12 protein-coding genes are annotated in these 20,549 nt (G+C 75.6%); 2 read left to right on the forward strand and 10 right to left on the reverse strand.

Translation table 11 applies throughout. The features are described 5' to 3' along the window. Positions 1–195: 195 nt before the first annotated feature. From AB0I88_RS03940 to AB0I88_RS03985, 10 genes are all read right to left on the reverse strand, one after another. Positions 196–4,371 carry a beta-ketoacyl synthase N-terminal-like domain-containing protein gene (locus tag AB0I88_RS03940; RefSeq protein ID WP_361017988.1) on the reverse strand — a complete coding sequence of 1,392 codons (4,176 nt, stop codon included), beginning with the start codon at positions 4,369–4,371 and terminating at the stop codon, positions 196–198. 2 nt (positions 4,372–4,373) lie between these two features. Further along, complete coding sequence (locus AB0I88_RS03945) at positions 4,374–10,652, reverse strand: SDR family oxidoreductase (RefSeq protein WP_361017990.1); 6,279 nt, start codon at positions 10,650–10,652, stop codon at positions 4,374–4,376. A gap of 231 nt (positions 10,653–10,883) precedes the next feature. Beyond that, positions 10,884–12,065 carry an endonuclease gene (locus AB0I88_RS03950; protein WP_361017992.1) on the reverse strand — a complete coding sequence of 394 codons (1,182 nt, stop codon included), beginning with the start codon at positions 12,063–12,065 and terminating at the stop codon, positions 10,884–10,886. Positions 12,066–12,271: 206 nt separating this feature from the next. Then, complete coding sequence (locus AB0I88_RS03955; protein WP_361017994.1) at positions 12,272–13,288, reverse strand: HAMP domain-containing sensor histidine kinase; 1,017 nt, start codon at positions 13,286–13,288, stop codon at positions 12,272–12,274. After that, positions 13,281–13,976: a response regulator transcription factor gene (locus AB0I88_RS03960; protein ID WP_361017996.1), complete on the reverse strand. Its 696-nt coding sequence runs from the start codon at positions 13,974–13,976 to the stop codon at positions 13,281–13,283. Before AB0I88_RS03960 ends, AB0I88_RS03955 begins: the two co-directional genes overlap by 8 nt. 97 nt (positions 13,977–14,073) lie before the next feature. Next, positions 14,074–14,508 carry a hypothetical protein gene (locus AB0I88_RS03965; protein ID WP_361017998.1) on the reverse strand — a complete coding sequence of 145 codons (435 nt, stop codon included), beginning with the start codon at positions 14,506–14,508 and terminating at the stop codon, positions 14,074–14,076. Next, a complete protein-coding gene (locus tag AB0I88_RS03970) occupies positions 14,505–15,827 on the reverse strand; it encodes a molybdopterin-dependent oxidoreductase (protein WP_361018000.1) in 1,323 nt (440 codons plus the stop codon). Before AB0I88_RS03970 ends, AB0I88_RS03965 begins: the two co-directional genes overlap by 4 nt. Beyond that, a complete protein-coding gene (locus AB0I88_RS03975; protein WP_361018002.1) occupies positions 15,800–16,477 on the reverse strand; it encodes a class I SAM-dependent methyltransferase in 678 nt (225 codons plus the stop codon). Before AB0I88_RS03975 ends, AB0I88_RS03970 begins: the two co-directional genes overlap by 28 nt. Then, complete coding sequence (locus AB0I88_RS03980) at positions 16,474–17,151, reverse strand: DUF2064 domain-containing protein (RefSeq protein ID WP_361018004.1); 678 nt, start codon at positions 17,149–17,151, stop codon at positions 16,474–16,476. Before AB0I88_RS03980 ends, AB0I88_RS03975 begins: the two co-directional genes overlap by 4 nt. Next, positions 17,148–17,807 carry a glycosyltransferase family 2 protein gene (locus AB0I88_RS03985; protein ID WP_361018006.1) on the reverse strand — a complete coding sequence of 220 codons (660 nt, stop codon included), beginning with the start codon at positions 17,805–17,807 and terminating at the stop codon, positions 17,148–17,150. Before AB0I88_RS03985 ends, AB0I88_RS03980 begins: the two co-directional genes overlap by 4 nt. A gap of 132 nt (positions 17,808–17,939) precedes the next feature. Between AB0I88_RS03985 and AB0I88_RS03990 the strand changes: the two genes are divergently transcribed. Further along, positions 17,940–18,977, forward strand: coding sequence for an NAD-dependent epimerase/dehydratase family protein (locus tag AB0I88_RS03990; RefSeq protein WP_361018008.1), 1,038 nt, complete (start codon positions 17,940–17,942; stop codon positions 18,975–18,977). Then, a complete protein-coding gene (locus AB0I88_RS03995; RefSeq protein ID WP_361018010.1) occupies positions 18,956–20,410 on the forward strand; it encodes a hypothetical protein in 1,455 nt (484 codons plus the stop codon). The genes AB0I88_RS03990 and AB0I88_RS03995 overlap by 22 nt, the downstream gene beginning before the upstream one ends. Positions 20,411–20,549: the final 139 nt, after the last annotated feature.

Genomic DNA, 20,549 nt, shown 5'->3' on the forward strand with positions numbered 1-20,549 from the left:
AAGAACATCCTTGCGGCTGGACGAGCCGTAGCCGGGCACAACCCCGGCGAAGCCTGTGGAGCTGATATGAGACAGCAAGGGTCCTCCCTTCTGCGATCGGCTGTGAAGCAGGAACCCCACACCGCGAGGCGCCCGGCGTAAACCGGTTCGGCCGCAAGGCCGAAGGGAATCCCGTCCTTCAGGGCGGGGAAGAAGTCAAGGCAACACCTCTCGGTCGGTGGTCCAGGCGACGACGTGCCGCCGCCCTTCGTGATGCAGATCGGTCAGGCGTACGCGGAAGTCGCCGGCCGTGGTCGCGACGGTGATCGCGGTGTCGCTCGCGGCGGTGACGCGCAGCGTGCGCGGGTCGCCGCCGAGGCCGGTGCCGAGCGCTTTGCCGGCGGCCTCCTTCGCGGCGAAGAACCGGGTGAACCAGGTGGCGCGGTCGGCGCCGAGCAGGTCGCGTTCGGCCGGGGCGAGTGCTGCGGCCACGGTGGCGTCGTCCCGGTCGGCGACCTCGAGGACGTCGATGCCGACCGGTCCGGCCGGCCGGGCCAGGGCGACACCGAGGGCGCCGTGGTGGGCGATCGACACGGCCAGCGGAGGCAGGTGGCGGCCGTGCCGTCCGGTGATCCACGGCCGTCCGGCGGTGTCGTTGCCGGTGTCGAGTTCGATCGGGAACACCTCGGGGTCGGGCAGCATGGTGCGGACCGCGTCCTTGAGGGCGATCCGGCCGAGCAGCCACGCGTCCCGGCCACGCGCGGGCCGGCGCTGGTAGAGGGCCCATTCGGCGGGGGTGAGGTAGGTGCGGGCCAGCAGGTCGCGGCTGGCCTGGTCGGTCCAGTGGGTGGTGACCCAGTGCCAGCCGGCTTCGTGGCGGCGGGCCAGCCGGGCGGTCCCGGGGGTCCGGTCCACGGCCCGGACCGCGTCGTCGCCGGCGAACCGGCGCAGCCGCCAGCCGCGCATCTCGGCTCGGACCGTGCCGTCGTGGACGAGCTGGAGGTCGGCGGTGACGGCGCCGGCGGTGACGTCACCGATCCGGACGTGGCAGGTGAGCCTCTCGCCGGGCGCCGGGTCGGGGCCGTAGAGGCGCAGTGCGGTCAGCGCGACCGGGAAGGCCCGGTTGTCGCCGTCCAGTTGTTCCGTCATCCAGTAGCCGACCAGTTGGGCGGCGCTGTCGAGCAGGGCGCCACCACCGGCCGGGGTGGTGAGGGTGCCGCGCACGTGCCGGGCGCCGATCTCGTCGATGCCGGTCACGCCCTGGTAGGCGGGTCCGTGGAACATCCAGCGGGCGGCGTACATCTGGGCGGCGGTCAGGCGCGGCGCCCAGCCGGTGTCGGTGGGCCGCGGCCACACCGGCGGCGCCGGCGGGTAGGCGCCGCCGAACTCGACGGTGGCTCGGGCGTACCCCCGTGCGGTGACGCGGCGCCGGGCGGGGGTGTCTGCGGCGATCTCGAAGGTGACGGTGACCGGCGGCGCGACGGCCAGCCAGCGGTCGAAACCGGCGTCGTGCACGGCGGTCACCACGCCGCTCGCGGTGGGCCGGGCCGCGTCGCAGAGCTGCCGGATCAGATCGGTGGCGGGGACCACCGGGAAGCCGTCGCCCGGTTCCGGCCAGCCGGCCGGCAGCTGCGCGAACGTGTGATCCCGCAGGTAGGGCAGCCGGTCCAGGGACAGATGGCGGCGCACGGTGGTGGTGGCGGGCGCGGCACGCCGCCGGCAGGCGGCGACGACCTCCTCCGCGGCCCGGGCGGTCTCCGCACCCAGCGCGCCGGTCAGGCTTTCCGAGACAGGCCCCGTCTCCGGTACGCCGGAGCGAGGCAGCAGCCCCGCCCCCGCCTCGCCGAGGGTGACCAGCGGCGCCCCGAGGTCCAGTCGCACCCGCCCGGCGGACGGCGGCCGTGGGTTGCGTGCGGGCAGCAGGTCCCCGCCGATCGCGGCGCCCTCCGCCCACAGCGCGGCGAGCACCCGGGTGAGCTGGCCGAGCCCGGTCTGCCGGGGGGTGGTGGCGGCGATCGCCAGGTGGTCGTGCCCGCGCAGGATGTCGTGCACGAGCGAGCCGAGCCCGCCCGGCCCGACCTGGACGAAGGCGCGGACCCCGGCGGCGTGCAGCCGTTCGATCAGCCCGCGGAAGCGGACCGGTTCGAGCAGGTGGCGGACGAACAGGTCCCGGATCCGGCCGTCGTCGTCCGGGTACGGCGCCAGGGTGGTGGCCGACCACAGCGGCGTCCGCCAGGGCCTGGTGTCGAGCAGTCCGGCGGCGGCGGTCAGGCGGTGCACGTACGGCCTCAGCAGTGGGGTGTGGAACCCGGACCGGAACGGCAGCGGCTGCCCGACGACACCGTTCTCGGCCAGCCCGGCGAGCAGCTTCTCGATCTCGCCGGACGGTCCGCAGACGACGCTCTGGTGTGGCGCGTTGTCGTGCGAGACGGTGACGGCGGTCCCGGTCAGGAACGGCGCGACGGTCTCGGCGGCGGCACCGACCGCGGCGAACACCACGTCGGGAACCTGCCGGACGGCGTCGGCGAACGCCTCCAGCACCCGCTCCAGTTCCTCGTCGTGGTAGCCGGCGGCCACCGCCATGGCGGTCCACTCCCCCAGTGAGTGCCCGGCCAGCACGTCGGGGCGTACTCCCTGGTCGCGGAGGGCGGTGTCGAGCAGCCGGCTGGTGCGGTAGACGGTGACGCCCTGCCGGTGCAGGCCGTCGGCGCCGGGCAGCGTCACGTCGCGGCCGATGCGGGCGGCGACGTCACCGGCGCGCGGCTCGCACTCGGCCTCCAGCCCCGGGTAGAGGAACGCGATCCGGCCGTCTCCGCCGGCCAGCAGCGGGCGCGGGCTGAACCAGATGTCCTGCCGGCCCCGCCACGGCCGGCCGGCGGCGACGACGCGGCGGGCGGCGGCCAGGGTGCGTTCGGTGGGCGCGACGACGGCGAGCCGCATCCGGCCGTGCCCGGACGGCACGGCCGGCGGCCGGTCCAGCAGCTCGGCGAGTTCGCCGGTGGTGTCGGCGGCCAGCCGCAGCACCGCGACCGGCTCCCGCACCCGGGCCGGCCGTCCGGCGGCGGGCGCCTGTTCGAGGACGGCGTGGGCGTTGACGCCGCCGAAGCCGAACGCGTTGACCGCGGCCCGCCGGGTCGCGCCGAACCAGGCGCGGGCCACCGGGATCGGCCGGAACCGGGTGGCGGCCAGGCCGGGGTGCGGGTCGTCGCAGGCGGGCATCGGCGGCAGCACGCCGTGGTGGACGGCGAGGGCGGCCTTGATGAGGCCGGCGATCCCGGCGGCCGGCATGGTGTGGCCGATCAGCGCCTTCACCGACCCCAGGACGGCCTGGCCTCCGGTGCCGAAGACGTCGTGCAGGGTGGCCAGCTCGCAGGCGTCGCCGGCCGCGGTGGCGGTGCCGTGCGCCTCGATCAGGCCGACCGCGTCCGGTGCGGTGGGGTCGAGCCCGGCCGACGACCAGGCCTGGCGCAGCGCGGCCGCCTGCCCGGCGGAGACCGGGTTCATCAGGCTGGCGGCGCCCGCGTCACCGGAGACGCCGGTGCCGCGGATCACGGCGTAGACGCGGTCGCCGTCGCGGCGGGCGTCGGTCAGGCGCTTGAGGACCACGATGCCGCTGCCCTCGCCGATGACCAGGCCGTCGGCGCCGCCGGTGAACGGGCGGCTGCGGCCGGTCGGGCTGACCGCGCCCAGCCCGGCGAAGACGCTCCACAGGGTGACGTCGTGGGCGTGGTGGACGCCGCCGGCCAGCACCACGTCGCAGCGGCCCCGGGCCAGTTCGGCGACGGCCTGGTCGACGGCGAGCAGCGACGAGGCGCAGGCCCCGTCGACGGTGTACGCGGGGCCGCCGAACCCGTGCCGGTGGGCGATCCGGGCCGCGGCCAGGTTCGGGACCAGGCCGATCTCGGCGCCGGGCGACACCGGGCCGAGACGGTCGGCGAACGCTTCCCGGATCCGGTCGGTGGCGGCCGCGCCGAGTTCGGGCAGCAGCTCGGTGAGGGTGTGGGTTAGCTGGTCGGCGCCGCGTACCCGCTGGCCGAAACGGGACAGGGCGGGCGTCAGGTAGCCGCCGCGGCCGAGGATCACCCCGACCCGCCCGGGGTCGGCCGTCCCGGCGCCGATGCCGGCGTCGGCGAGCGCGGCGGCGGCCACGTGCAGGGCGATCAGCTGGTCGGGTTCGGTCAGCGGCAGCGCGGCGGGCATCACCCCAAGCGCGGCCGGGTCGACGGTGGCCAGGTCGCCGAGGAAGCCGCCGCGGCTCTCGGGCGGCAGGCCGTACCCGGGTGGTGGGCCGGTGATGCTGTCGGCGCCGGTGACGATGTTGTGCCAGTAGGTGTCCAGGTCGGGGGCGCCGGGGAACAGCACCGCCATCCCGACGACGGCGACCGGTTCCATGCTCACCAGCCCGGGGCCGCGTAGACGACGCTGGTCAGCGCCGGGTCGCCGTGGGTCAGCTCGTCCAGCAGGGCGGCCGCACCGGCGGCCGGGTCGATCAGCTGGACGCCCTGTGCGGCGTACCGGCCGGCGAGTTCGGCGGTCACCATGCCGCCGTGCCGGCGGTCCGGCGCCCACGGCCCCCAGTGGACGGTGAGGCAGCGGCTTGCGGTGCGGGCGGCCCAGCGGCGGCCGATGCTGTCCACGGCGTCGTTGGCGGCGGCGTAGTCGCACTGGCCGCGGCTGCCGCGGATCGCCGCGATGCTGCCGAACAGGGTGACGAAGGCGGGCGGCGCGGGCAGGCCCTCGAGGGCGTCCAGGACGTTGCGGGCGCCCTCGGCCTTGGTGGCGAACACGGTCCGGAACGACTCGGCGGTCTTGTCGGCGAGCAGCCGGTCCTCGATCACCCCGGCCGCGAACACCACCCCGTCGAGACGCCCGTACGTGGTGTGGACGGTCTTCACGAGCCGGTGCACGGCGACGGCGTCGGTCACGTCGGCGGTGTGGTACTCGACGGACCGGGCGACCGACCGCAGCTCGGCGAGGGTGGCGGCGACCTCCCGGCGGGCGAGCACCGCCCTGGCCCGCCGGTCGACGCCGGCCGGATCGCGGCCCGCCAACAGCCGGCGCAGCGCGTTCAGGTCGGTGGCGGCGGCCAGTTCGGCGTCCTCCGGTTCGCCGTCCGGCGCGGTCCGCCCGGCCAGCACGATCCGGCAGCCGGTACGGGCGGCGAACTCGCCGGCCACCGTCGCGGTGATCCCGCGGGCGCCGCCGGCCAGCAGCACCACGGAGTCCCGGTTCAGTCCGGTGGACCGCCCGGCCGTCCGGGGCAGCGGTGCGGGCCGTAACGCCGGAACCAGCCGGGCCTCGCCGTGCCGGGTGACCGGCTCGTCGCCGCGGTCGCCGAGTTCGGCCGTCAGCAGCGCGGCGACCGTCGCCGGGGACGCCTGCGCGGGCACGGTGACCAGGCGGGTCAGCAGGCCGGGACGCTCCCGTCGCAGCGAGCGGACGAAGCCGGGCAGGCCGTCGGCGCGGGGATCGCCGGCGACGGCGGCGACCAGCAGCCCGGCGCCGGTGCCGGCGGCCGCCCGCAGCCTGTCGAACAGCAGCGGCAGCCACGGCTGCTCGTCGTCGCCGGCGGCCAGCGCGCCGAGCAGGACGAGATCGTCCGCGCCGTCCGGCACGACCGTGATGCCCCGCTCGCGCAGCGCCCGGACCAGCTCGTCCGGGCCGTCCACGGTCACCGTGCGGTCGGCCGGCACGACGTCGGCGCGGGCCGGCGCGGGCACCCAGTCGGCGGTGAACCGGTGCGGGGCGGTGGCCGGGGTGCCGCCGTCGAGCAGTCTCGCCATCTCGCCCGCGGTCCGGGCCCGGCCCAGCCGCTCCAGGGCCGGGCCGGCGCCGCCGGTGAGCTCGCCGACGATCTCGGTGCGTTTGATCGAGTCGATGGAGAGGTCGGCTTCCAGGTCGACGTCCGGGCCGATCAGGTCGACCGGGTAACCGGTGCGGGAACTGATCACCGCCCGTACCCGGTCCAGGGCGCCGGCCGGCTGCCGCGCCGTCTCGGTGGCCGGCTCGGCGAGCGGCGCGGCGACGGCGGGCGCCGGTGCCCGGGCCGGCTCGGTCGCGGCCGGTGGCGGCGCGCCCAGATAGGCGAGCATGACGTCGCGCTGGGTGGCGACGAACTCGCGGGTGGTGCGCAGATAGTCCTCGATGAGCCGGTCGGCGTCGGCGCCCGGCGTCCCGGCGGCCACCGGCACCGGCCGGGCGGCGGCGATGCCACCGGTCAGGTAGGCGCCGTCGGCGGTACGCACCGCGTGCCCGTCGACGGTCCAGCGGGGCGCGGGCGCCGGTGTGGCGCCGGTGAGATCGACGGCGTCCCGGCCGCGGAAGAGCGGGTCGAGGTGCACCGGCACGCCGGCCAGGGCCAGGTCGGCGACCGCGGTGAGGGCGCCGGGCAGGCCACCGCCGGACGCCTCGAAGCCGACCGTCCGGTGCGGCCGGCCGGCCAGGATCGCGCCGACCAGGTTGCTGAGGGTGACACCGGGGCCGCATTCGACGAAGACGCGGGCGCCGGCGGCGTACATCGCCTCGATCTGCTCGGCGAAGCGGACCGGCGCGCCGATCTGGTCGCCCAGCTCGGCGGCGATCAGGTCGGGCCGGTCCGGGTACGGCTGGGCGGTGCGGTTGGCGTACACCGGGATCCGTGGGGCGCGCAGCGGCAGCCCGGAGACCGCCGACGCGAACCCGGGTCCGGCCGCGGTCACCAGCGGGCTGTGGAAGGCGCAGGCCACGTCGAGGGGGGTGACGGTGTGGCCGAGCGCCCGCAGCCGGGCGGCGGCCAGCTCGACGGCGTCCGGCGTCCCGGCCAGGACGGTCTGCCGGGGGCTGTTGTGGTTGGCCAGGACCACCCCGGGTATGGCGGCGACCTCGGCGGCTACCTGGTCCGGCGGGCCGGTGACGGCGGCCATCGTGCCGGGCTCGGATCCGGCGGCGGCCAGGATCTCCTCGGCCCGGCGTTCGCTCAGCGCGGGCAGGACGGCGGCGGGCAGCGCGCCGGCGGCGGTGAGGGCGACCAGTTCGCCGTAGCTGTGGCCGCCGGCCATGTCGGCGGTGACGCCGAGCATGGTGAGGAAGCGGTGGGCGGCCAGGCCGGTGAGCCCGAGGGCCGGCTGGGCGTTGCGGGTGTCGCGTAGCCGGTCGCGCCACTGCCGGGCGGTGTCCGGGTCGAAGGCGGCGCCCGGGTAGAGGGCGCGCACCCAGTCGCCGCCGTGTTCGGCGGGTTCCCGCAGCTCGGGGAAGGCGACGAGCAGCCCCGCGAACATGTCGACGCGCTGGCTGCCCTGGCCCGGGAAGAGCAGCGCCAGTCCCGGCTTCCCGGTACGGCGTACCCCGTCGCTTCTCAGATCGTCGAGACGCGCCCGCAGATCGTCGACGCCGGTGGCGAGCACCGACAGGGTGGGCGCCGCGGCGGCGCGGGTCAGGCGGGCGGCCGCGGTCCGGGCGAGGTCGCGCAGCCGGGCCCGGGGGTGGGCGTCCAGCAGGCCGCGCAGCCAGGCGGCGTCGGCCGGCCCGGCGAACAGGAACAGCTCCGCCGGCCACCGGTCGAGGCCGTGCCGGGGTTCCGGCCCGCGATGTCCGGTGAGCACGGCGTGGAAGTTGGTGCCGCCGAAGCCGAAACCGCTGACCGCGCCGGCCCGCCGTTCCAGGGCGTCCGGCCAGGGACGTGCCACCCGGTCGAAGGAGAACGGGCTGTCGGTGGCCGACCATTCGGCGTGCGGCCGGGTGAGGTGGGTGGTCGGCGGGCGGATGCCGGTGTGGATGGCCAGGGCCGTCTTGATCAGCCCGGCCATGCCGGCGGCGCACTTGGTGTGGCCGATCTGCGACTTCACCGAGCCGAGGGCCGCCGTCGCGGGCCGGGCGCCGGCCTCGGTGTACACCCCGGTGAGGGTGATCAGCTCGGTACGGTCCCCGACCACCGTGCCGGTGCCGTGCGCCTCGACCAGTCCCACCTCCGCCGGCGACACCCCCGCCTGCCGGTACGCGCGAAGCAGCGCGGCACGCTGGCCCTCCGGGCGGGGCGCGGTCAGCCCGCGGGCGCGTCCGTCGCTGGCGCTGCCGACGCCACGGATCACCGCGTACACCCGGTCGCCGTCACGTTCGGCGTCGGCGAGCCGTTTGAGCACCAGGCAGCCGACGCCCTCGCCGAGCGCGATGCCGTCGGCGGCCGCGTCGAACGGGCGGGACCGGCCGGTCGGCGACAGCGCCCCGGCGGCCGCGAAGTGCCGGTAGTCGAGCAGGCTGTTGTGGGTGTCGGCGCCGCCGCACAGCACCAGGTCGGCGCTGCCGGTGACCAGTTCACGGCAGGCCGCGTCGACGGCGGCCAGCGAGGACGCGCAGGCCGCGTCGACGATGTAGTTGGCGCCGCCCAGGTCCATCCGGTTGGCGATCCGCCCGGTGATGACGTTGGCGAGCACCCCGGGGAAGGTGTCCTCGGTGAATTCGGGCAGCTGCGCGGCGAGGGCGGCGGGCACCTCGCTGAGGTAGGCGGGCAGCACGGCCCGCAGGGTCAGCGCGTGCGCCAGTTCGCCGCCGGACTCGGCGCCGAAGATCACCGCGGTCCGCGACCGGTCGAAGGGCCGTCCCTCGCGGTCCGGCAGCGGCTGGTATCCGGCGTCGGCGAGCGCCCGCCCGGCGGTCTCCAGGGCGAGCAGCTGCACCGGCTCGATGGCGGCGAGCGACGCCGGCGGGATGCCCCAGGCGACCGGGTCGACCGGCACCCGTGGCAGGAAGCCGCCCCACCGGGCCGGCACGTCGTGCCGGTCGGCGTCCCACCGGTCGGCCGGCACCTCGGTGATCGCGTCGGTGCCGGCCACCACGTTCGCCCAGAAGGCGGCGGTGTCCTCGGCGCCGGGGAAGATTCCGGCCAGGCCGATGATCGCCACGTCCAGCGGCGCGGCCACCGTCTCCGGCACGGGCGGCCCGTCCGCCCCGGCCACCGCGGGCACGGCCAGCCACGCGGCGGCGCCGGCGGTCACGTCGGCGTGCAGCCGGGCCACGCTGGTGACCTGGTCGCGCAGCACCGCCACCTGCCCGGCCATGAACAGTCCGCCGTCGAGTTGCGCCTGCTCGCCGACCGGCATCAGACCGGCATCGGTACGCCGAAGGCCCTTGCTGGCCAGGCGCAGCCGGCCCAGGTTGAGCCGCTCCAGTTCGGCCCAGATCTCCCGTTCCGGTGTCCCGGCGGCGCGCAGCCGTTCCCGGGCCGCGGTGAACTCGGCCGCGTACGGGCTGTCCACGCAGCGGGTCAGGTGGCCGGGCGCGGTCTCCAGGACGGTGGTGGCGCGGGCCCGCAGCACCTCGCGCTGGAACACCGGCCCGATCGCGCCGGTGCCGACCGCCTCCGTGGTGAACAGGTACGCCGTTCCCATCAGCAGGCCCACCCCGGCCCCACGGGCGGTCAGCGGCGCGGCGGCGGCGGTCACCATGGCCGCCGACCGGGCGTCGTGCACGCCTCCGGCGAACAGCACGTCGAGGCGGGTGTCCGGGTGCTCGTCCAGCCAGTCCAGCAGCACCGGGATCTGTGCCTGCCAGAGGGCGAAGCTGGTGGCCGGGCCGATGTGCCCGCCGCACTCGGCGCCCTCGAAGACGAACCGGTGGGCGCCGGCGCTGAGGAACTGCCGCAGCAGGCCGGGCGACGGCACGTGCAGGAACGCGGCGACGCCCGCCGCCTCCAGCCGGGCCGCCTGGTCCGGGCGGCCGCCCGCGACGATCACCGCGGCCGGGCGGGCCGCCAGGATGGCGTCGAGCTGGGCGGCCCGGGTCTCCTCCGGGGCGAACCCGAGGATGCCGGCCGCCCACGGCCGCCCGGCCACCGCCCGCGCCGTCTCGCGCAGCAGGTCCCGGCTGGTCTCGCCGTCGGCCAGGGACAGCGCGACGCACGGCAGACCGCCTCCGGCGGCGACCGCGGCCGCCAGCCCGGGACGATCGCTGACCCGGGTCATCGGCCCCTGCACGATCGGCAGGGCGATGCCGAGGCGCTGCGCCAGCGGGGCGCCCGGGCCGAGGGCGGCGGCGGTGCGGCCGGCGTCGACGGCCGTCCGGACCGCCCGGATCAGGCCGGGCACGTCCCGGTGCCGCCGGGCGAGGTCACCGGCGAGGTGGGCGTCCAGTCCGGCGCCGGCGGAGGGCCGGGTCAGCGCGGCGGCGAGCGCGGGCGGCGGAGAGGCTTCCGGCAGCAGCGCCAGCGCGGTGTCCAGGACGACACCGGCCGCTCCCCCGGCGACGGCGGCCGCGGCGGTGTGCGGGCCGATGCCACCCCACGCCCACACCGGCACCGGCAACTCGGCGAGCAGTTGCTGCAGCAGGACGAAGACGGACAGGCCGGCGTCCGGGTCGCGGGTCTCGCTGCCGCGGGCGAGCAGGCCGTCGGCGCCGGCGGCCATCGCGGCGCGGGCCTGGGCCAGGCTGGTCACCTCCGCGAGAACGGTCCGGCCGCCCCAGTTCAGGGCCCGGATCCCGGACGGCACGATCACGGTGTCGACCCGGTCCGGGAGGTCCGCCGCGGTCAGGGTGGCGCTCGCGCGTACGCCGAATCGGCCCGGCGCCCACCGCGCCGCCCGCCGCAGCTCGGCGGTGACCGGACCGTCATGTCCGCTGAGATCCAGCACGCCTCGTGCTCCGGCCCGGCAGCAGGCGGCCAGCAGTCGCCCGTCCGGGAGCCCGAAGGGGGTTACGGCCATGATCGATGCAGTGCTCACCTCGGTGCAGTCCCCCCGGCTCACCCGGCAGCGCCTCCGCGACCACCGGTACTGCACCCAACGATCACTACAACCGCCAGTTATGCCCTATTTTAGGCCTATTCTGGACAATGCATGATGGTCGGAGCATCCGGGTCGGCCGGCACCCGCCGCGCCACCGGATCGCCCGCCGGCGAGCCCCCTCCCCGGCACCGACGGGCGACCGTCAGGACGTCAGCCGAAGATCGAGGCCGCCCACTCGGGGTGATCGATGAACGGATTCCGGTTGCGCTGGTAGCTGCTGTAGATGACCTGGTTGCGGGTGCGCTCGGCCGCCGACGGCGGGTCCTGTGTGTGCCACGCCAGCAGGGTGGAGAGCTTCCCGAGGTACGGGTTGGAGCCGTTCGCGGTCGAGTTGTTGAGCTCCAGGTCCGCCCAGGAGTCGCCGCCCTCGTAACGCACCGCCATGTAGAACACCATCCGGGCCACGTCACCCTTGATCGCGGCGCGGGGCTCCCACGAGTCGGCGTCCGTGTAGTTGCCGGTGGCGCCGGAGACCGCGGTGCCGCCCGCGTCGAAGTCCTTGTTGCCGCGCAGCGCGTTGATCGTGACGTCCTCGGGCCGCAGGTGGTGCAGGTCGGTGCCGGGACCGTTGGCGGTGCCGAAGTCACCGTGCGACTGCGGCCACACGTGCTCGCGGTTCCAGTTGCCGGTGGCCCCGCCGTTGAGCGTCTTGGACCGGCTCACCCCGGAGTAGAGCAGGATGACGTTCGCCGAGTTCGCCGGGTCCTGGTCGGTGACCTTCAAGGCGTTCCAGACCGCGTCGTACGAGATCGTGGTGACCCCGGTCGAGACGATGGTGTGCAGCACCGACTTGAGACCCGGCCCGGACTTGCCGAGTGCCGCCGCGTAGTAGGCGTCGGTGCCGCTGGACGCCGTGGGAGTCGCGGTGGCCGTCGCGGTCGGACCGGTCGTGGCCGTGGCGCCGAAGGTCATCGCGGTCGGCGACTTGAGCCCGGCGTGCGAGAAGTAGGCGGTCAGCGTGCCGGTGACGGTGACCGTCCGGCCGACGTTCGACGGGTTGGTGGCCAGCCCGAACACCGGCCGGTACGAGCTGGTGACCTGGACGTACAGCATCCTGGCGGTGCTGGTCTCGTTCCTGCTGTCGGCGATGGCGAGCGCCGTGTCACCGGTGAAGGAGCTGAACCGGACCGTGTCGGTGGCGGTCGGTTCGCCGACGATGTAGCCGACGACGGTCCCGGTCCCGCTCTGGCCACTGATCGCCTGGGCGACCGTCAGCGGCGCGGCGGCCTCCGCGGAGGGCATGCGGAAGACGGTGACGGACGCGGCCAGCAGGCCCGCGAGGACCGGGATCAGCAGCGCGACGATGCGCCGGTGGAGGGTGGGAGCGGGCATGGAGGGCTCCGTTCGCCAGGCTGTATAGACAGCTTTCAGTCTGAGTCAGCGGACGGCCGGAGGGTTCATACCACTTCGGTCATCCTTCGCACGGAGATCATCCCGGGAAGGTTCCGGCCGCCACCTGAACACCGGTGGCATGTCGACGGAACGGGCCGTGAAAGCAGAATCTCCCACCGATGCCCTGGGTGCCGGCCCGCGGGCGCCTACGCCGCTGAGGAGCCCGGCAGGCGTACCTCGAAGCGGCATCCACCGGCGATGTTGCCGGCGCGCACCTCACCGCCGTGCGCCTCCACCAGTCCGCGCACGATCGCCAGGCCCAGCCCGCCGCCCGCGGCGCTCTCCGGGGTACGGGCACGGGTGCCCCGAAACGCCACGTCGAAGACCCGCGGCAGGTCGTCCTCCGGAATTCCGCCGCAACTGTCCGACACCGCGAACCACACCCGCCCCGCGTCCAGGCCCGCGTCGATCCGGATGATGCCGTGCGACGGCGTGTACCGCAGCGAGTTGGTGAGCAGGTTGTCGATGATCCGGTTCAGCTCGGCGGCGCCGGCCGTCACCACCGGCCAGGCCCCGCCGGCCGCCTCCACCCGGATCCCGCGGCTTCCGGCCAGCGGCGCGACGGCGGCCACCGCGTCCGAGACGACGTCGGCCAGCGGCAGCGGCGTCGGCGTCAGCCGCAGCGCCCCGGCATGGATCCGGGACAGCTCGAACAGGTCGTCGACGAGCCCGCTCATCCGGTCCGTCTCGGCCCGGATCCGCCGGTGGTACTCGGCCACCGTCTCCGGGTCGGCGACCACCCCGTCCTGCAGCGCCTCGGTCATGGCACGCAAGCCGGCCAGCGGGGTCCGCAGATCGTGCGACACCCACGCCACCAGATCCCGGCGCCCGGCCTCCATCCGCCGTTCCCGCTCACGGGCCTGCGCCGCCCACACCGCGGCCACCGCCAGACGCCGCCCGAAGATCGTCCCCACCGCCAGGCTGACCACCGCCGACGCGGCCACCGTGACCAGCACGACGAACATGTCGTGCCCCGACAGGAACATCGCCCGGGCGACCGTGACCACACCCGCCACCACGGCGCCGACGGTGATCGCCAGCAGCACGCACACATGCACGGTGATCGACCGGCCGCGCAGCAGCCGCAGCACTCCCGCCCCGGCCAGCCCGACCACGCTCCCGGCTGCCAGCGAGTACAGCCCGATCAGCAGTACGTCACGCATCGGCGGCCGGCTCGTACCGGTATCCGGCGCCCCACACGGTGACCAGCCGCGCCGGCGCCGCCGGATCCCGCTCGATCTTCTCCCGCAGCCGCCGGACGTGCACCGTCACGGTCGACTGGTCACCGAAGTTCCAGCCCCACACCCGTTCCAGAAGCTCGCCCCGCGACCACACCCGCACCGGGTTGCGCAGCAGGAACTCCAGCAGGTCGAACTCCCGCACGGTCAGCGCCAGCGCCCGCCCGCCGAGCGCCGCTGTGCGCCGCCCCGTGTCGGCCACCAGATCCCCGTCGCGCAGCAGAGCCGGCCGCGGGGTCGCTCCCGGGGCGGTCCGCCGCAACACCGACCGGACCCGGAGCACCAGCTCCCGAGGACTGAACGGCTTGGTCACATAGTCGTCCGCGCCGACCTCCAGCCCGAGCACCCGGTCGCTCTCCTCACCGAGCGCGGTCAGCATCACCACCGGCAGCCCCGGCTGCTCACGCTGCACCCGGCGGCACACCTCCAGCCCGTCCAGCCCGTCCAGCATCAGGTCGAGCACGATCAGATCGGGCCGCTCGGCGTCGACCGCCGCGAGCGCGGCCAGCCCGTCCGCGGCCAGCCGGACCCGGCAGCCGTCCTGCTCCAGGTAGCGCCGGACCACATCACTGACGGTCGGATCATCGTCCACGACCAGCACCTGGGGGGTCACGGTTCGGAGGCTACCCACCAGGCGGCGGTCCGCGCCGCTACGCCGACCTTTCGATTCCCTTACGGCCGGGCCCGGCTACCCGCCCGGCGCGTCACGATCAGCGCGGCCCCGGACCGGCCTCCGGCAGGCGAGGCCGGTCACGCCGCTCGGCGCGGGCCCGGAGCAGCCTCCCGCAGGCGAGGCCCGTCACGGTGAGCACAATCAAGATCCACATCAGATCGTACGGGCTGGGCGGCGCCGTGACCTCGGAAGAGGCGGTACCGCCGCCCAGGGTCAGCGGAAGGCCGACCACCGCCACCGCCACGGTGACGACCGCCGTCAGCCGCACGGTGGCCCGCCAGGCCGGTGGCGCGAAACGGCCGATGAGCGCCCCGGCCGCCAGCACCACCGGCAGGAACACGGCATCGTGCACCACCAGGACGACGACCAGGAACAGCAGGACACCCGGCAGACCGACCTGACCGTCGGTGGCGGCGCCGAGCACGGCGTACCCCATGAGCAGCACGCCGGAGACGATCAGCGCGCGCCTCATCGGGTTTCCCGCAGCGTGATCCGGGTGAGCCACTTCGTCTGCATCACGCCGGGCCGGTTCGGGGCGATCAACCGGGCCGGAAAGCCGTGGTCGAGGGCGAGCGCCTCCCCGCCGAGACGCAGCGCGACAAGGGTGAGCCGGTCCGCGACATGCGGCGGAGCCACCACCGAGGACCGGTTGCGTCCCGCCGCCTGCAACGATTCGACGACCGCCACGCAGGCGCCCGGATCACCGCCGACCAGCACGGCCAGGTCACGCAGCCGGACTCCGGACCACGTTCCGGTGGCGCTCCAGCCCTCGACACAGGCGATCGGCAGTCTCACGGTGTGCTGCCGCAACCCGGTCAGGTCCGCCAGGCTGAGGGAGACCTCCCGGCCGAATCCGGTCACCGTGAGCCGGTACCCGGGATCGAGCGCCGCGTCCCGCACCCCGGCGGCCGCGGCCGTCCGGTTCACCGGCAGACCCTGTGGCCCGTCGTCCGGCCGGCGCGGCGCCAGCAGTGAGATCCCCGCGAGCGGCCGCACCGTCTGCCCGGCGGTCGTCACCGTGATGACCGCGGCGGCGGCTCCGGCCGCGATCAGAAGCCGCCGCCGCGGCCCGTCCCCGGTCTCGCCCGGCGTCTCGGCACGGATCCCCGGGCCCCCGGAAGCCGCGACCGCCCCGGGCCGCGACACGGTGGCGCAACCGTGGGGTGGCCGGCGAAGAGCCGTACGGACCGTGGGCAACCGGGCACCGATGTGGATCAGGAGGGCGCCCATCGCCAGCCACGCGACCCAGTAGTGGGCGGCGGGGAAGTAGAAGGGCATCAGCGCGTACCTCCCGGTGATGTTGAGCAGGCCGGTGACCAGCTGGAACAGCGCCGCGGAGACCAGAGCGGCGACGGCCAGGCGCTCGGCGCCGTGCGCCGCGTGCCGCACCGGCGGCCAGGCGAACAACCGTGGAAAGACCGACCAGAGTTTCGCCCCCAGCAGCGGAAACGTCGCCAGCCCGGTGGCCACGTGCAGGCCCTGGGTGAAGCGGTAGAGCCCGCTCGGGCGCGACGGCCAGCGGAACCAGCCGGGCGGCTGCTGAATGAGGTGGCTGAGCACGCCGGTCACGAAGCAGACCCCGAAGGCGACACCGAGTGCGATGCCCAGCACGGCGGTCAGGCGCGCGGATCGCAGCGGCGACGGGAACGCGCCGGGACGCAACGGGCCGCGGCGCAGACGCTGCGGAGGCGGCGGAAGTGGCTCGTTCAGCCATCGCAGGACCCGCCGCGCCCGCGTGATGACGTGTTCCGTGGTGGTCCGGGTCATGCGGGCGTCAGGGTCGCGAACCATCGGTTCGCCTCCGTCCAGGTGGTGTGGATGATCAGACCGGCCGCCCGGGCCGGCGACGGAAGGTCGTCCGCCGCGACCTGGGCCCAGCGCAGCGGGGCGGGTGGGCCGTCACCGTCGTGCAGGGTGGCGGGGCCGGACCAGCTTCCGGCTCCGGGTGGTTCGAGTTCGGTGTGCAGGCGGCCGTCCGGGGCGAGCAGGTCACGGCAGCGGCGCAGCAGCCCGGCCGGATCGCCGCCGATCCCGATGTTGCCGTCGGCGAGAAGCAGGTGATCCCACCGTCCCTGGCCGGGCAGCGGGGCGAACACGTCGCGGCGCAGCGCGAGCGCCCCGCGAGCGCGGGTCAGCCGGACCGCGGCCGCGCTCACGTCGATCCCGAGGGCCGGCCGGCCGCGTCTCAGCAGCGCTTCGGTGAGCCGCCCGGGGCCGCAGCCGACATCGAGGGTGGCGCCCTCGCACCGGTCGAGCAGCCCGTCGTCGCCGGGCCGGCGTGGGCGGCACCACGCCGCGGCGTCGAACCGGCGTTCCCGGCCGTCGTTGCCGCGCAGGGTCAGTTCGGCCGTTCCGCCGCCGGCGGCCCGGTTCAGGGCCCGGTCGTAGACGTCCAGTGCCGCCTGCTGGTCCGGCGGGCACACGGCGAGCGCCGCGTTCACCGGACGTCCCGGCGCCGGTGACCGGCGGGACGCCGGCCGGGGCCTCCCACTCCGGGCAGGTGCCGGGTCACCGCCTTCGGGAACCGGCGGCCCGGCGGGCAGGCGGCGGCGACCGTGACGGCGTCGGCCGCCGTGTCGACGTCCCGCAGCCGCGGCAGCCGGGCGGGGCGCAGACCCCGGTTGCGCAGCGCCGCCCAGGTGCGGGCGCCCGTCTCGGCCGTGGACGTCGGGACGCCCGGCAGCACCGAGGCGTCGCCCGGCTCACGCAGGCCGAGCGCCCACCAGCCGCCGTCGTCCGCCGGGCCGAGGACCGTGCCGTGCCGTACGAGCAGGTCCGCGGCGTCCCGCAGCAACCCGGCGGTGACCTGCGGCGTGTCCATGCCGATGAGCAGCGACGGCACATCCGGCAGTGCCGTGTCGGCGAACGCGTGCGCCAGCCGCGCCGCCAGCCCGTCGCCGCGCTGGGGCACACCCACCCATCCGGGCGGCACGGCGTACGTCCCGTCGGCCACGAGAACCCGCCGGACCGCCGGCAGTGCCGTCCCCACCTCCAGGGTGTCGCAGAGGGCGGCCGCCGCGATCGCCGCCGCCCCGGCCGGGGTGCACGGCGGGCAGAGCCGTGTCTTGACCCGCCCCGGCACGGGCGCCTTAGCCATCACGAGCAGCTGGATCATCGGGCCAGCACCGCCCGCATGTCGTGGATGGTGCGCAGCGTGCCGCGTACCGTTCCGGTCACCTTCGACCGGGTTCCGGCCGCCCGCGGGTGGTAGGGCACGTCCAGCTCCCGCACCCGCCAGCCGGCGCGGGCAGCCGAGAGCAGCAGCTCAAGCGGATAGCCGAACCGCCGGTCCCGCAGGTCGAGGGCGAGCAGCGCCTCCCGGCGGAAGGCCCGGACCGGCGCGATGTCGTGCACCGGCAGCCCGGTGGCGCGGCGTACCCGGTGGGCCAGGATCGCGTTGCCGATCCGCGCGTGGGCCGGCCAGGCCCGCGCCGAGACGGGCCGGCGGCGGCCGCAGGCCAGATCCGCCTCTCCCGCCCGGACCGGGCCGGCCACCCGAGGCAGGTCGGCCGGGTCGAACGAGCCGTCCGCGTCCATCACGCACACCACACCGTCGACCGGCTCGGCGGCGAGGACTCCGGCGTGGACGGCTGCTCCGTACCCTCGCTGGGAGATCTGGACCACCCGGGCGCCGGACCGGCGCGCGACGGCCGGTGAGCCGTCGGTCGAGCCGTTGTCAGCGATGATCGGCCGGTAGCCGGCCGGCATCCGGGCGAGGAGGTCCGCAAGGGCCGCGGCCTCGTTCAGGCAGGGCAACACCACATCGGTCATACGCCGGAAGTTAGACCTGCTCAGAGCCACCGAATCTTACGAAACGGAGACGTCCGGCAGAGTCCTTACGAACCGCTGACGGATCGGCCCGGACCGCTGACGGAACCGCCGACCGGGCCTACGGTCGCCGGCATGACACACGTTCTCGTGACCGGCGGCGCCGGGTTCATCGGCTCGCACGTCACCTCGGCCCTACTGGCGGCGGGCCATGACGTGTCCGTCCTGGACGTCGGCCATCCGGCCGCGCACCGCGTCCCACCGGCGGCTCCGGACGGGGTCGCCCTGCACCGGGCCGACCTCCGTGACCGGACGGCGGTGGGAGCCGCGCTTCGCGGGGTCGGCGCGGTGGTCCATCAAGCGGCGCTCGTCGGCCTCGGCGCCGGGCCACAGGACCTTCCCGAGTACGTCGGATGCAACGACCTGGGAACCGCCGTGCTGCTGGCGGCCATGTCGGAGGCCGGGATCCGGCGGCTGGTGCTGGCGAGTTCCATGGTGGTGTACGGCGAAGGCGCCTACCGGTGCGGCACACACGGCCCGGTGCGGCCGGCGCCACGGGACGCGGACGACCTGGTGGCGGGCCGGTTCGAGCCGTGCTGCCCGGTGTGCGCGGCGACGTTGACGGCCGGACGGGTCGGCGAGGAGGCGCCCCTGGACCCGCGCAGCGTCTACGCGGCGACCAAGGTCGCCCAGGAGCATCTGTGCGCGATCTGGGCCCGCGAGTCCGGCGCCGCGGTGGCCGCGCTCCGCTACCACAACGTGTACGGGCCACGCATGCCACGGGACACGCCGTACAGCGGGGTGGCGGCGATCTTCCGGTCCGCGCTGGAGGCCGGCCGGGCGCCACGGGTGTTCGAGGACGGTGGCCAGCGGCGGGACTTCGTGCACGTGAGCGATGTGGCGGCGGCCAACGTGGCGGCGCTGGGCTCGGGGCCGGGCTTCCGGCCGTACAACATCGCCTCGGGCCGTCCGATCACCGTGGGTGAGATGGCCGGATTGCTGGCGGACGCCTTCGGCGGGCCGCGCCCGGAGGTGACCGGCGAGTTCCGGCTCGGCGATGTGCGGCACGTGGTCGCCGCGCCGGACCGGGCGGCCTCCGAACTCGGGTTCGAGGCCGTCGTGGCGCCGGCCGACGGGGTGCGGGAGTTCGCGTGCGCGCCGCTGCGTGGCTGAGGGCGCCGAACGGGCTTCCGCACGGATCGCGGCGGGCGTGGCCGTCCCCGCCCGCCGACCGGTGGACGCTGGCGGCCGTCTGCGGGCTGGTGGCCGCCGCGTCGCTGGCCGCGGCCGTGCTTCATCTCGTGGGCAGACCGGTGCACGCGCCGGCGGCGCCGTTGTTCGCCCGGTTCGCTCCGCACCTCGGCCCGGGCACCCCACTGGCTGCCGGGCTGGCGGTCGCCGTCGTCCGGTGGGGCCCGGGGCTCGCCGGACGTCTCCGCTGGCCGCGGCTGCTGTACCTGGCCTGGGTGGCGTCGGTGGCGTGGACGTTCTCGCTGGCGCTGGTGGACGGCTGGCAACGCGGTGTGGCGGGCCGGTTGACGACCCGGTTCGAATATCTCAGCGAGGTGCCGGGCGTGACCGACGTCCCGGCCATGCTGCGGGGCTTCACCGGGCGGATCGTCGACGGCACAGCCGACCCGTGGACCACCCACGTGGCCGGCCATCCGCCCGGCGCCCTGCTGGTGTTCGTCGGCCTGGACCGGCTCGGCCTGTCCGGCGGCGGGTGGGCCGCGGTGGTGTGCGTGCTGGCCGGATGTCTGGCGACGGTGGCGGTCGCGGTCACACTGCGGGCCCTCGGTGACGAGGCGGCGGCGCGGGCGGCGGTGCCGTTCCTCGTGCTGTTCCCCGGGGCGGTGTGGGTGGGCGTCTCCGCCGACGGCCTGTTCACCGGGGTGGCGGCGGTCGCGACAGCCCTGCTGGCGGTGGGGTTGACCCGGCCGTCGCGGTGGGCGGTCGTGGGCGGCGGCGCCGGGTTGGCCGGGTGCGCGTACCTCTCCTACGGATTGGTCCTGTTGGCCCTGCCCGCCCTGGCCGTGGTGGTGGGCGCCCGGTCGTCGCGGTCCCGGGCGGCCCTTTGCGGGCAGCTGGGGTGGGCCGTTCTCGGCGCGGCGATTGTGGCCGGCGGGTTCAGCCTGCTGGGTTTCGACTGGTGGGGCGGCTACCAGGCGGTCCAGCAGCGCTACTACCAGGGGGTGGCCGCCGAACGGCCGTACGCGTACTGGATCTGGGCGAACCTCGCCGCGCTGGCCTTGAGCGCCGGCCCGGCGGCCGCGGTGATGCTGCGGCACGCGGTGACGACCGTCTGGAGCGCGCGGCCGCCCGGCCTCCACCGTCTCCCTCGGCCGCCTGGACCCCGCCTCCTTTCGCGGCCGGCTCTGGTCCGGCACCCGCCCGCGGTGGTGATGTGCCTGGCCGCCGCGGCGGCGGTGATCGCCGCCGACCTGTCCGGGCTGAGCAAGGCCGAGGTGGAGCGGATCTGGCTGCCGTTCGCGATCTGGTTCCCGGCCGCCGCCGTCCTGCTGCCCGCACCGGACCGGCGCGGCTGGCTGTGCTTCCAGGCCGGGACCGCGTTGTTGGTCAACCACGTGGTGCTGACGGTCTGGTGAGGAACGTAGGCGACGTGAAAGCAGGCTGTAGCTTTCGGTATCACCGTTTGCCGATCCGCCATGGTGATCACGGATGGGGCTGCTACCCGGCATCCCGAACCGGAGATTCACACCCGTTGCGGGTGTCGATCGCGGAGTG

This window comes from Actinoplanes sp. NPDC049802 (assembly GCF_040656595.1).
GTDB lineage: Bacteria > Actinomycetota > Actinomycetes > Mycobacteriales > Micromonosporaceae > Actinoplanes.